Annotated in this window: 14 protein-coding genes and 7 tRNA genes; 2 read left to right on the top strand and 19 right to left on the bottom strand. The window is 63.4% G+C overall.

The window, feature by feature from the left end:
- Window positions 1–43: 43 nt before the first annotated feature.
- The 14 genes from rplL to rlmB form a co-directional block, all read right to left on the bottom strand.
- A complete protein-coding gene (gene rplL / locus OXF11_20375) occupies window positions 44–418 on the bottom strand; it encodes a 50S ribosomal protein L7/L12 (GenBank protein ID MCY4489445.1) in 375 nt (124 codons plus the stop codon).
- Between the two features lie 79 nt (window positions 419–497).
- Window positions 498–1,013, bottom strand: a complete 516-nt coding sequence (gene rplJ / locus OXF11_20370) for a 50S ribosomal protein L10 (protein MCY4489444.1) — start codon at window positions 1,011–1,013, stop codon at window positions 498–500.
- 19 nt (window positions 1,014–1,032) lie between these two features.
- Window positions 1,033–1,737 carry a 50S ribosomal protein L1 gene (gene rplA / locus OXF11_20365; GenBank protein MCY4489443.1) on the bottom strand — a complete coding sequence of 235 codons (705 nt, stop codon included), beginning with the start codon at window positions 1,735–1,737 and terminating at the stop codon, window positions 1,033–1,035.
- A gap of 12 nt (window positions 1,738–1,749) precedes the next feature.
- Window positions 1,750–2,172: a 50S ribosomal protein L11 gene (gene rplK / locus OXF11_20360; GenBank protein ID MCY4489442.1), complete on the bottom strand. Its 423-nt coding sequence runs from the start codon at window positions 2,170–2,172 to the stop codon at window positions 1,750–1,752.
- 41 nt (window positions 2,173–2,213) lie between these two features.
- A complete protein-coding gene (gene nusG, locus OXF11_20355; protein MCY4489441.1) occupies window positions 2,214–2,747 on the bottom strand; it encodes a transcription termination/antitermination protein NusG in 534 nt (177 codons plus the stop codon).
- 39 nt (window positions 2,748–2,786) lie between these two features.
- Window positions 2,787–2,999: a preprotein translocase subunit SecE gene (gene secE, locus OXF11_20350; protein MCY4489440.1), complete on the bottom strand. Its 213-nt coding sequence runs from the start codon at window positions 2,997–2,999 to the stop codon at window positions 2,787–2,789.
- 14 nt (window positions 3,000–3,013) lie between these two features.
- Window positions 3,014–3,090, bottom strand: a tRNA-Trp gene (locus OXF11_20345).
- A gap of 12 nt (window positions 3,091–3,102) precedes the next feature.
- Complete coding sequence (rpmG, locus tag OXF11_20340; GenBank protein ID MCY4489439.1) at window positions 3,103–3,255, bottom strand: 50S ribosomal protein L33; 153 nt, start codon at window positions 3,253–3,255, stop codon at window positions 3,103–3,105.
- Between the two features lie 15 nt (window positions 3,256–3,270).
- The gene (tuf, locus tag OXF11_20335) at window positions 3,271–4,461 is read right to left on the bottom strand and encodes an elongation factor Tu (GenBank protein MCY4489438.1); all 1,191 of its coding nucleotides are present in this window, start codon (window positions 4,459–4,461) and stop codon (window positions 3,271–3,273) included.
- 55 nt (window positions 4,462–4,516) lie between these two features.
- Window positions 4,517–4,589 (bottom strand) — tRNA-Thr (locus OXF11_20330).
- Between the two features lie 7 nt (window positions 4,590–4,596).
- Window positions 4,597–4,673: transfer RNA gene (locus OXF11_20325), tRNA-Gly, on the bottom strand.
- Between the two features lie 68 nt (window positions 4,674–4,741).
- Window positions 4,742–4,827: transfer RNA gene (locus tag OXF11_20320), tRNA-Tyr, on the bottom strand.
- A gap of 72 nt (window positions 4,828–4,899) precedes the next feature.
- Window positions 4,900–4,974 (bottom strand) — tRNA-Thr (locus OXF11_20315).
- A 151-nt stretch (window positions 4,975–5,125) separates the two neighbouring features.
- Window positions 5,126–5,923: a 23S rRNA (guanosine(2251)-2'-O)-methyltransferase RlmB gene (gene rlmB / locus OXF11_20310; GenBank protein ID MCY4489437.1), complete on the bottom strand. Its 798-nt coding sequence runs from the start codon at window positions 5,921–5,923 to the stop codon at window positions 5,126–5,128.
- A gap of 23 nt (window positions 5,924–5,946) precedes the next feature.
- On the opposite strand from rlmB, the gene OXF11_20305 reads away from it, so the two are divergent.
- Together OXF11_20305 and lptG are read left to right on the top strand one after the other, a co-directional pair.
- Window positions 5,947–7,131: an LptF/LptG family permease gene (locus OXF11_20305; protein ID MCY4489436.1), complete on the top strand. Its 1,185-nt coding sequence runs from the start codon at window positions 5,947–5,949 to the stop codon at window positions 7,129–7,131.
- A 13-nt stretch (window positions 7,132–7,144) separates the two neighbouring features.
- Window positions 7,145–8,257, top strand: coding sequence for an LPS export ABC transporter permease LptG (gene lptG / locus OXF11_20300; GenBank protein ID MCY4489435.1), 1,113 nt, complete (start codon window positions 7,145–7,147; stop codon window positions 8,255–8,257).
- 5 nt (window positions 8,258–8,262) lie between these two features.
- Here the strand turns inward: lptG and rpsI are convergent, their stop codons facing one another.
- The 5 genes from rpsI to lon form a co-directional block, all read right to left on the bottom strand.
- Entirely contained in the window at window positions 8,263–8,655 is a 393-nt protein-coding gene (gene rpsI, locus OXF11_20295) for a 30S ribosomal protein S9 (GenBank protein ID MCY4489434.1), read from the bottom strand.
- A 14-nt stretch (window positions 8,656–8,669) separates the two neighbouring features.
- Window positions 8,670–9,089, bottom strand: coding sequence for a 50S ribosomal protein L13 (gene rplM, locus OXF11_20290; GenBank protein ID MCY4489433.1), 420 nt, complete (start codon window positions 9,087–9,089; stop codon window positions 8,670–8,672).
- A gap of 29 nt (window positions 9,090–9,118) precedes the next feature.
- Window positions 9,119–9,195: transfer RNA gene (locus tag OXF11_20285), tRNA-Asp, on the bottom strand.
- A 58-nt stretch (window positions 9,196–9,253) separates the two neighbouring features.
- A tRNA-Val gene (locus OXF11_20280) sits at window positions 9,254–9,326 on the bottom strand.
- Window positions 9,327–9,413: 87 nt separating this feature from the next.
- Window positions 9,414–11,882, bottom strand: coding sequence for an endopeptidase La (gene lon, locus OXF11_20275; GenBank protein ID MCY4489432.1), 2,469 nt, complete (start codon window positions 11,880–11,882; stop codon window positions 9,414–9,416).
- Window positions 11,883–11,887: the final 5 nt, after the last annotated feature.

The following is an 11,887-nucleotide window of genomic DNA, read 5'->3' as shown; positions in this document are numbered from 1 at the left end:
CGTGTCGCCGGGCCGTTCCCGAAGAATTCGTTAGAATACGTTGTTACTTGACCTCGACGCTGCCTCCGACCTCCTCGATCTTCGTCTTGATCTCTTCGGCCTCGTCCTTCGAAACGCCTTCCTTGACGTTCTTCGGCGCCCCGTCCACGAGGTCCTTGGCCTCCTTCAGGCCCAGGCCGGTGATCTCCCGGACCACCTTGATGACCTGAATCTTCTTCTCGCCGGAACTGGTCAGCACCGCGTTGAACTCGGTCTGCTCCTCGGCCTCGGCGGCTGCCGCGGGCGCCGCGGCCGCCATGGCCACGGGAGCCGCCGCGCTCACCCCGAGCTCCTCTTCCAACTCCTTGACCAGACTCGCGGCCTCCAACAAAGACATGTTCTTGATGAAGTCCTTGACTTGCTCCCGATTCACTTCCATTGGTGCGCTCCCCCTTCTACTGTCATTGTGTACGGATTTCCCGGATTTCCCTAAGACCGCGTCGCGTGCCGGCCCGGCCCTAATCCTTGCCTTCCTTGAGCGCGTCGAGGAGACGGACCAGTTGGCTTCCCGGCTCCTGGATCGTGCGCAACAGCCGGCTCGCCGGCGCCTGCATCAACGACAGCAACTGCGCTTGCAACTCCGGCAGGCTCGGCAGCGTGGCCAAACCCTTGACTTGCGCCGGCTCGATCAAGGTCCCGTCCAGGACCGCGCCCTTGATGGTCAGCGCGTCGTTCGCCTCGGCGAACTTGACCAGCGCCTTCGACAGGCTGACCGGGTCGTCGTAGGCGAACACCCAACCGTTGGGGCCGGTCAAGAGGTCCTCGAGTGCCTGGTACGCCGTGTCCTGGATCGCCAGCCGCACCAGGTTGTTCTTGGCGACCTTGTACTCGCCGGCCGCCTCGCGGACGTCGCTGCGGAGCTGCGTCATCTTGCCGACCGACAAACCACGATACTCGGTCAACACCGCCATGGTGGCGCTCCTGAACTTTTCCTGGAACGCCCCGACGACTGCCGTTTTTTCCTCTCGAGCCACGCTGTTCTCCAATCGCCGCTCAGATCGCCATGGTGCGAATTTCCGCGGGATCGATCCTGACCCCCGGTCCCATGGTCGCGGCCACGGCCACGCTCTTGATGTAGGTACCCTTGGCGGCGGCGGGCTTGGCCCGCACCAGCGCCCCCACGACGGCCTTGGCGTTGTCCAGCAGCGCATCGGCTTCGAACGACACCTTGCCGATGGGCAGATGGACGATGCCTGCCTTGTCCACCCGGTATTCGAGCCGGCCGGCCTTGATCTCCTGCACCGCCTTGCCGATCTCCATGGCCACCGTGCCCGAGCGCGGATTGGGCATGAGTCCGCGCGGCCCCAGAATCTTGCCGATGCGGCCGACCGCGCCCATCATGTCGGGCGTGGCCACCACCTTGTCGAAGTCGAGCCACCCCTCGGTGATCTTCTTGATCAGATCATCGTTGCCGACGAACTCCGCGCCCGCCTCCTGTGCTTCCCGCTCCTTCTCGCCCTTGGCGAACGCGAGCACGCGCACGGGCTTGCCGAGCCCGTGGGGCAGACCCACGGAACCGCGGATGTTCTGGTCGGCGCGCCGCGGATCGACCCCGAGCCGCACCGACAACTCGACCGTCTCATCGAACTTCGCCGTGGCGGTCTCCTTGACGACACGGATACCCTCGTCCAGCGGATACTTGCGCGCGTGTTCCACCTTGTCGGCGACGTTCTGGTACTTCTTGCCCTTGGTTTTCATGGCGCTCCCCGATCACACGACCTTGAGGCCGAGACTCCTGGCGGTGCCCTCGACGGTGTTCATCGCGGCCTCGATGCTGGCACTGGTCAGATCGGGCATCTTCATCTGGGCGATCTCCCGCACCTGCGCCTTGGTCACCTGGCCCTTGGTCTCCTTGCCCGGCTCCGCGGCGCCCTTGTCGAGTCCCGCGGCCTTCTTCAGCAACACGGCCGCCGGCGGCGTCTTGGTGATGAAGCTGAAGGTGCGGTCGGCGTAAACGGTGATGATGACCGGAATGATCATCCCCGGCTGATTCTGCGTGGCCGCGTTGAAGGCCTTGCAGAACTCCATGATGTTCACGCCCCGCTGGCCCAACGCCGGTCCCACCGGGGGACTCGGGTTCGCCAGCCCGGCGGGAATTTGCAACTTGATCTCGCCGATCACCTTCTTGGCCATGCCCAAAACTCCTTACGACCGCGGGCGAAGCCCGCGCGACACTAGCTCCGCTCCACCTGAATGAAATCCAGCTCCACCGGAGTCGCCCGCCCGAAGATGCTGATCAGCACCCGCAGCTTGCCCTTCTCCGGCTTGACTTCCTCGACCACGCCGTTGAACTCGGAGAACGGTCCGTCGATCACCTTGATGCTCTCGCCCACGGTGAATACCACCCGCGGCCGCGGGCGCACGGCCCCTTCCTCCATCTGCTGGGTGATCGCCCGCACCTCCTCCTCGCTGACCCACGGCGGCTGCGTGCCCCCGCCGACGAACCCGGTGACCTTGGGGGTGGACTTGACCACGTGCCAGGTCTCGTCGCTCATCTCCATGTGCACCAGGATGTACCCCGGAAAGAACTTCCTGGAGGACGTCCGCTTCTTGCCCTTCACCAGCTCGACGACCTTCTCGGCCGGCACCAGGATCTCGCCAAACCAATCCGTGTGGTCCCCGAGCGTCTTGATGCGTTCTTCCAGGGCGGCCTTGGCCTTGTGCTCGAACCCCGCGAACGTGTGGACGACGTACCAGTTCTTTGCCATGGGCTATCGCTATCCGGTTTCCCGTCTCAACGCCTCGTCTCAACGTATCAGCCACTGCCGCATGTACGAGAGCAGGATGTCCACCAGCCCCAAGTAGATGGCGAAAAAAATCACCACCAGCACGACGACTCCCGTGGCGGCGTAGGTCTCCCGCCGCGTAGGCCAATGGACCCGCTTCAGCTCCTGCCAAGCCTCGCGCACGAAGTCTGTCAACCTCCCCACGGAGGCGAACGAATCGGTCAGTTTTTCCATAGGCGGCGAAGAACTGGCGGGTCAGGCAGGACTCGAACCTGCAACAGCCGGATTTGGAGTCCGGTGCTCTACCAATTGGAGCTACTGACCCGGTCCCGTTGACTCAAACCCGGATTTCCTTGTGCACCGTGTGACTGCGACAACTCCCGCAGAACTTCTTGAACTCAAGCTTGTCCGTGATTCGCTTCTTGTTCTTGGTGGTCGTGTAGTTCTTGCGTTTGCATCGGTCACAGGCGAGTCCTACCAAGTCACGCATCGGTCCAACCTCCGCCTACTGAACGATCTCCGTCACAACACCAGCTCCCACGGTGCGGCCGCCTTCGCGGATGGCGAAGCGCAGGCCGTCGTCCATGGCAATGGGCGTGATGAGATCCACATCCATGTGAATGTTGTCACCAGGCATGATCATCTCGGTGCCCTCGGGCAACGTCGCCACGCCGGTCACATCGGTGGTCCGGAAATAGAACTGCGGGCGGTAGCCGTTGAAGAACGGGGTGTGCCGTCCGCCCTCCTCCTTGGTGAGGATGTAGGCCTCGGCCTTGAACTTGGTGTGCGGCGTCACCGTCTTGGGCTTCGCCAGCACCTGCCCCCGCTCCACCTCGTCGCGCTTGACGCCCCGGAGCAGCACGCCGATATTGTCGCCCGCCTGCCCCTCGTCGAGCAACTTGCGGAACATCTCGACACCGGTGGCCACGGTCTTATGGGTCTCCTTCAGACCGACGATCTCCACCTCGTCACCCACGTGCAGGATGCCCCGCTCCACCCGGCCCGTCACCACGGTGCCGCGGCCGCTGATGGTGAAGACGTCCTCCACCGGCATGATGAAGGGCCTGTCCACGTCCCGCACGGGATCGGGGACGTAAGAATCGACGGCGTCCATCAGCCTGCCGATGGACTCGACCCCCAACTCGGTGGCCTCGCCCTCCAGGGCCTGGAGTGCGCTGCCGGTGACGACCGGAATGTCGTCGCCCGGGAACTGGTACTTGGACAGCAACTCCCGCACCTCCAGCTCCACCAGCTCGAGCAGCTCGGGGTCATCCACCATGTCCGCCTTGTTGAGGTAGACGACGATGGAGGGCACGCCCACCTGCCGGGCGAGCAGGATGTGCTCGCGGGTCTGCGGCATGGGCCCGTCGGCCGCCGACACCACCAGGATCGCTCCGTCCATCTGGGCGGCGCCGGTGATCATGTTCTTCACGTAGTCCGCGTGTCCCGGGCAATCCACGTGGGCGTAATGCCGCTTGTCCGTCTGGTACTCGACGTGCGCGATGTTGATGGTGACGCCGCGTTCGCGCTCTTCAGGCGCCTTGTCGATCTGGTCGAAAGGCACGAAATCCGCCGAACCCTTTTCAGCCAGTACCTTGGTGATGGCCGCCGTCAACGTGGTCTTGCCATGATCGACGTGGCCGATGGTGCCGATGTTGAGGTGCGGCTTCGTACGCTGGAACTTCGCCTTGCTCATCTTCTCCTCCTGTGCCAATCACAATTTCGCGTTTCAATGTCTCACATACAGGCAAAGCCCAGGAGCGGGCTTGAACCGCCGACCTCGTCCTTACCAAGGACGTGCTCTACCTACTGAGCTACCTGGGCATGGGCATGGAGCGGGAAACGGGATTCGAACCCGCGACCCCGAGCTTGGAAGGCTCGTGCTCTAGCCAACTGAGCTATTCCCGCGTAACCGACTCCGTCGCCACGGAGCCTAAACTCGCGCCCTGTCGACCTGACAGGACAGTGGTAACTGATGGTGGAGAGGGGAGGATTCGAACCTCCGAAGCCGATCGGCGGCAGATTTACAGTCTGCTCCCTTTGTCCACTCGGGAACCTCTCCGCATTTCACCCCGGAATACACCGCGCGGACCAAACGGGACTCGACAGGCTCGATTCAACGAGTTCGCTCACTTGGAGCTGGCGATAGGATTTGAACCTACAACCTGCTGATTACAAATCAGCTGCTCTACCGTTGAGCTACGCCAGCGGAACCGTCCGTCGCCATCGCGCACGCAAGAACAAACAACAAAAAGCCACACTTACCCTGCCCCTCTTTCGGAAAACAGGGTAAGAAGACACGTCAACGATATAAAGCATTTGGCGGACCAAATGTCAACGGGGACAGTCAACGGAGGCTGTCAACCGGGACGCGGCACGGACGCGTCCATTCGCTGTTTCGCGACCTCGTAGGCGAATATACCCCATGCCACGCCCACGTTCAACGATCCGACCCGTCCCTCCATGGGGATGGAGACCAGATAGTCACAGCCGCGCCGCACCAGTGGCCTCAGGCCCCGTTCCTCACCCCCCAGCACCACGGCCAGGCGCGCCGGATACGTCTGCTCCCAAACCCGGTCCGGCGCCTCCGCGTCGAGGCCCACGACCCAGAAGCCACGCTCACGCAGGGCGGCGAGAGCGCGCGGGAGGTTGGGAACGCGGTAGACCTCAAGATGATGCGCCGCCCCGGCCGAGGCCTTGATCACGGCGCCGGTAACCCCGGCGGCACGGTCCTTGGGCAGGACGACACGGCGCACGCCCATGGCCTCGGCCGTACGCAGAATGCTCCCCAGGTTGCGCGGGTCGACGACGCCGTCGAGGAAGAGAATACAGTCGCCGGCCGTGTCCGACGGCCGGGACAGGAGGTCGTCGAAGGTCCCGTAGGCGAAAGGGACGGCCCGGGCCATGACCCCCTGATGCCGGCCACCGCGTGCCAGGGCGTCCAGCGCGCGTCCGTCCGTCTCCTTCACACGGCAGCCTTCCCGGAGCGCGGCCTGCTCCACCCGGCGCAGCGCGGGACCGCGGTCGCCCCGGACCATGAGGATTTCCATGATGTCGCCGGGGGCGGCGCGAAGCTTCTCCAGAACGGGATGGATCCCGTAGATGAGCACCGCTTCCGGTCGCTGACCGCCCGGCGTATTCCGCGTTGTGGAATTCATCAAAGAAGGCTACCATAGCCCGTGTGCATCGGACCCTGAGCGCCTATGTGACCGGTCAGATCATCCCGCCTTTTCTGGTAGGCCTCCTCGCCTTTACGCTCGTTTTCCTGGCCGGCCGTATCACCCGACTCATCGAGTTGGTGGTGAGCCGGGGCGCCCCGCTGGATCAGATCGCGAAGCTCTTCGCGTTGATCCTGCCGACGCTACTCGAAACGACGATGCCGATGGCCTTCCTGCTGGGGATTCTCTACGGCTGCGGCCGGCTCGCGCGCGACAACGAGACCCTGGCGTTCAAGGCCTGCGGCGTCGGGCCGGTCCACTTCCTGATACCGGTGTTGCTCCTGGGCCTGGCCGTTTCTCTCCTCACCCTCGGGTTGTCCATGCTCGTCCGTCCGGCCGCCAACCTGGCCGTCAAGAAAGAACTCTACGCGGTGGCCACGAACCGCGCCGGATCCCTGCTCAGGGAAAAGGTGTTCAACGACTTCTTCCCCAAGGTCCTGGTCTACGTCGACAGGATCGTCCCGCCCGGCAATACCTTCCAGGGCATCCTGATCATCGATCAACGCGATCCGGACGCGGAGCATCTTATCATCGGAAGGGTGGCGCTGCTACATTCCGACAACGTCGCCAACTCCATCAGCCTGCGGCTGTACGACGGCATGGTCCATGAACGGCGGTCCGACCGGTCGCACTTCAGCCAGACCTCCTTCAACGTCTACAACCTCAACCTGAAACTGGATCAACTGCCGGCGCTGGACGACGAATCCGGGAATCCCGAGGAGATGTCCATGCGGAGCCTTCGCGAGGCGATTCGCGCGAAGACCGCTCAAGGTCTCGGTGCCATACCGGAAATGATGGAACTGCACCGGCGGTTTGCTTTCCCGTTCGCACCGCTGGTGTTCGCCGTCCTGGGTCTCGCCATCGTGCTCGCGCCCAGCCGTTCGTCCGCCGGGCGTTCCCACGGCGTGGCGGCGTGCATCGCCTGGCTGTTCGCCTACTATGCCCTGTTCGCCGTCGGCACCGCCGTGGGGGAGAACGGCAAGATTCCGGCCGCGCTGGCGCTGTGGCTTCCCAACCTCGTGGTGGGGTGCATCGCGGTCTGGCTGTTCATCCGAACGCTCATGGATGCGCCGTCGCCGTTCAGTGTTGGCGCGGGGACCCGGCTTCGCGGGAGCGGCCGGGTGGCGGCGGGACGGCCCAAGGTGTAGGAAACCGGTCCCTATGATCTTCCTCACGGACCGTCTGTCGGCACCAGCGTTCGGAAGCACGCTCGACATCTATCTGCTGCGCAGGTTCGTGAGTGCCTTTTGCGCGACGCTGGTCGTCGTCATCCTGTTGCATCTGATGGCCGACGTGTTCGGCCGCGTCGACAACCTGATGGGCAACGACGCGACCTGGTCAAACGCCGTCCAGTTCTTTCTCTACCGGCTGCCCTTGCTGATATCCCGCAGCATCGGCTTCGCCGCGCTATTCGCCGCCTTCCTGAGCCTGGGTGCGCTGGCGCGTCAGAACGAGCTCGTGGCCCTGGGAGCATGCGGCATCAGCCTGCACCGGATCACCGTTCCGTTGCTCGTGGCCAGCCTCGCCATCAGTGCCGGAACGTTTCTCTGGAACGAGACCACGGTTCCACTCGCCACCCGCAATGCCAAGTTCGTCTACGACGTCAAGGTGCGGCAAGCACAGCTTCAGTCGGTCTTCCACGACAAGCAGATCTGGATCCGCAGCGGAGATTCCTTCATACGCGCGGACGACTTCGACGCGGAGGCGGGGAGACTGCGCGGTCTGTCGATCTACCGGACCACGCCACGATTCACGCTCGCGGGGCTGATCGAGTCGCCCGCGGCGTTGTGGGATGGAGACCGATGGGTCCCGGAGGGCGGCGCCGAATGGCGGTTTCTCGCCGACGGTACCGTGGAGAGGCATTCTCTCGATGGCAGGTTGCCGCTGAACGAACGCCCCGACGACTTCCACGTGTTCACACGCTCGCCCGACGAGTTCAGCTACGGAGAGTTGCGAGAGCGAATTCGAAGCCTGCGGCGGAAGGGAGTCGACACCCTGCGCGACACGGTGAACTTGCACACGAAGGTGGCGGTTCCACTGGTAATCCCCATCACCATCCTGCTGGCCCTGGCGCTTGCCGTGAAACCGGGGCGGAAAGACAGCATCGCCCTGAGTCTCGCACTCAGCGCCGTCATCGGCTTCTCGTACTGGGTGCTGCTGGGCTTCTGCGTCTCTCTGGGGAGGGCGGGGGCGATTCAGCCCTGGGTGGCGGCCTGGTTGCCCAACATGGTGATGGGTTCCCTGAGCCTGTTTCTCTACGCCGGGTCGGAGTAGACGGATCAGCGCTTGGAGAACTGCGGCCGCTTGCGCGCCTTGTGCCTGCCGTATTTTTTCCGCTCCACGGCACGGGGGTCACGCGTCACGTAACCGGCCTTTTTCAGCGGCGTGCGGTAAGCCTCGTCCACCTGCACCAACGCCCGGGTAATGCCATGCCGGATGGCACCGGCCTGACCCGAGATTCCACCACCCTTGACGTTGGCGACGATGTCGAAGTCGCCCAGCGTCCGGGTCACGTGAAAGGGTTGGTGCACGATCATCCGCGCGGTCTCACGCCCGAAGTAATCGTCGATCAAGCGGTTGTTGATGCGAATGGTGCCTTGGCCCCGCTTCAGATAAACCCGTGCGACCGAGGTTTTTCGTCTCCCTGTCGCGTAAATCAGATCTTCCGCCATGAGTACTGAACCTGTTAAACCGTCAAAGGCATCGGCAACTGGGCCTGATGCGGATGCTCGGGACCCGCGTAGACCTTCAGTTTGCCGAGCTGTCCTTTTCCGAGCCGGTTCTTGGGGAGCATCCCCTTCACGGCCAAGCGCACCACTGCTTCGGGTTTCTTCTCCCGCATCTCCGACAGCGTCCTGACCCGAAGCCCGCCGGGATAGCCGCTATGCCGGTAGTAGCGCTTGTCCGTTTCCTTGGAACCGGTCAGCTTGACGCGCTTGGCGTTCACCACGATGACAAAGTCGCCACCGTCCACGTGTGGACTGAAGGATGGTTTGTGCTTGCCGCGGAGAACCCGGGCAATCTCGGTGGCCATCCTTCCGAGCACTTGGCCTTCCGCGTCGATGACATACCACCGACGCTGGGCCAGAGACTCGGATTTTGTCATCTGAACCGTGCGCATGCTTGAAACCAATCTGGCGGGGCCGACGAGACTCGAACTCGCGACCTCCGGCGTGACAGGCCGGCGTTCTAACCAGCTGAACTACGACCCCGTATCGAACTTATAGCTTAACCCGTGGGCCACGGAATTGCAACCCGTACGCGGGCCAGTGGGCGGTACAGGACTTGAACCTGTGACCCCCGGCTTGTAAGGCCGATGCTCTCCCAACTGAGCTAACCGCCCACAGGCCCCCGGTGCACCGGACCGAACGCGCTCCACCGGCCATGCCCGCCCGGAAAGCGTCACGCGGGCGCCGGGTTGGCCCTCCGGTCACTGCGGAAGGCTGGGCCTCGGCTCTACGTCCTTCTTCCGGAACCCCGCGGCCGGAGCTTCACCCGCGTCGTCGTCCAGTTCGGACGCGGCGAAAAGCGCGTCCGGATCGCTCACCACCAGCGCCCGCTTGAGAACGTCGTCCATGTGCGAGACCGGGACCAACTCCACCCCCTTCAAAATGGTCGAGGGGATATCGTTGATGTCCTTCTTGTTCTCTTCCGGGATAAGGACGGTCTTGATCCCGCCGCGGTGGGCCGCCAGCACCTTCTCCTTCAGGCCGCCGATGGGGAGCACGTTGCCCCGCAGGGTGATCTCCCCGGTCATCGCCACGTCGTGATAGACGGGAATCCGGGTGAGAGCGGATACGAGCGACGTCGCCATGGTGATTCCCGCGGACGGCCCGTCCTTGGGGATCGCTCCCTCGGGCACGTGGATGTGGATGTCGTTCTTCTGATAGAAGTCGTTCTCCAATCCCAGGTCCCGCGCGCGTGAACGCACATAGCTCATGGCCGCCTGCGCCGACTCCTGCATGACGTCGCCCAGCTTCCCGGTAATCGTGAGCTGGCCCTTGCCCGGCATGATGGACACCTCGGTGGACAGCAACTCGCCGCCCAGCTCCGTCCATGCCAGGCCGGTGGTGGTGCCGACCCTGTGGCTTTCCTCGGCCATGCCGTAGCGGAACTTCGCCGGTCCCAGGTACTTCTGGAGATTCCGCCCCCCCACCGTCGTCCTGGACGCGCGGTCGTTCTTCACCACGTCCACGGCGACCTTTCGGCAAATGGAGGCGACTTCCCGCTCGAGGTTTCGTACGCCGGCTTCCTTGGTGTAGTGGCGCACGACCCCCATAAGCGCGCTGTCGGCGAGAGCGATGTTCTCCTCCGTCAGCCCATTGGCCTCCCGCTGCTTCACCACCAGGTACTTCTTGGCGATGTTGAGCTTTTCCAGCTCGGTGTAGCCGGCGATGCGGATGATCTCCATCCTGTCCTGCAAAGGACGTGGGATCCCGTCCAGCGTGTTCGCCGTGGTGATGAACATGACCTTGGAGAGGTCGTAGTCCAGGTCCAGGTAATGGTCGTTAAAAGCCTGGTTCTGCTCGGGATCGAGCACCTCCAACAGGGCCGAGGAAGGATCCCCACGGAAGTCCATGGACATCTTGTCCACCTCGTCCATGAGGAAGACCGGATTACTCGAGCCGGCCTTCTTGAGCGACTGGATGATCTTCCCCGGCAACGCGCCGATGTACGTGCGCCGGTGGCCGCGGATCTCGGCCTCGTCGCGCACGCCTCCCAGCGATACGCGGACGAACTTCCTTCCGGTCGCGCGGGCGATGGAACGCCCGAGGGAGGTCTTGCCGACCCCGGGAGGTCCCACCAGGCAGAGGATCGGGCCCTTGATCTTGCCCACGAGGCTCTGCACCGCCAGGTACTCGAGGATCCTCTCCTTGACCTTGTCCAGTCCGTAGTGGTCCTCTTCCAGGACCTGTTCGGCGTCCGTGATGTCCAGCTTGTCCTCGGTGTGCTCGTTCCACGGAAGGCTGAGGATCCAGTCGATGTAATTCCGCACCACGGTCGCCTCGGCGGACATGGGGGACATCATCTTGAGCTTCTTGAGCTCTTTCTCCACCTTCTCCTTGCCCTCGGCGGAAAGCTTCTTCTGCTTGATCTTCTCCTCTATCTCCTGCATCTCGTTCTTGAACTCGTCCTTCTCGCCGAGCTCTTTCTGGATCGCCCGCATCTGCTCGTTCAGGTAGTACTCCTTCTGGGAGCGCTCCATCTGCTTCTTGACGCGGGAACGAATCCGTCGCTCAACCTCCAGGATTTCGATTTCCGCCCGCATGTGTCCCAGCACCTTCTCGAGGCGCTCACCCGCGTTGACGGTCTCCAACAGAACCTGCCGTTCCTCCAGCTTGATCCCGAGGTGTCCGATGATCGTGTCCGCGAGCTTGCCGGGCTCCTCGATGGCGGACACCGACACCACCATCTCGGGCGGTATCTTCTTCTTCACCTTGACGTAGTTCTCGAACGCCCCGTGGACCTCGCGCACCACCGCCCCCGCCTCCGCGCCCTGTTCCGCCACGTCCTCGAGCTCCTCCACTTCCACCAGGAAGTACTCGGGATGTGTCAGGTAGCGCGAGATCTTGCCCCGGCGCTTGCCCTCGACCAGGACCTTGACGGTGCCGTCGGGCAACTTCAGCATCTGCACGACATTGCCGAGCGTACCGATGAGATAGATGTCGTCCTCGCCCGGTTCGTTGGTCCTGGCGTCCTTCTGCGATGCCAGAAAGATCGGCGTCTGGTTCCGGGACGCCTCTTCCAGCGCGCGGATGGACTTCTGCCGCCCGACAAAAAGTGGCACCACCATGTGGGGGAAGACGATGATGTCCCGGAGGGGCAGCAACGGCGCCTGCACCGTGTTGTCCGCTCCGCGCTCGTCATTGTCGTCCTTCTTGTCGCTGCGAAATAGCATCGGTA

Source organism: Deltaproteobacteria bacterium (assembly GCA_026712905.1).
Taxonomy (GTDB): domain Bacteria; phylum Desulfobacterota; class Binatia; order UBA9968; family JAJDTQ01; genus JAJDTQ01.
Note: the sequence above shows the minus strand (reverse complement) of the source record. Positions and strands in the feature narration are given on the sequence as shown.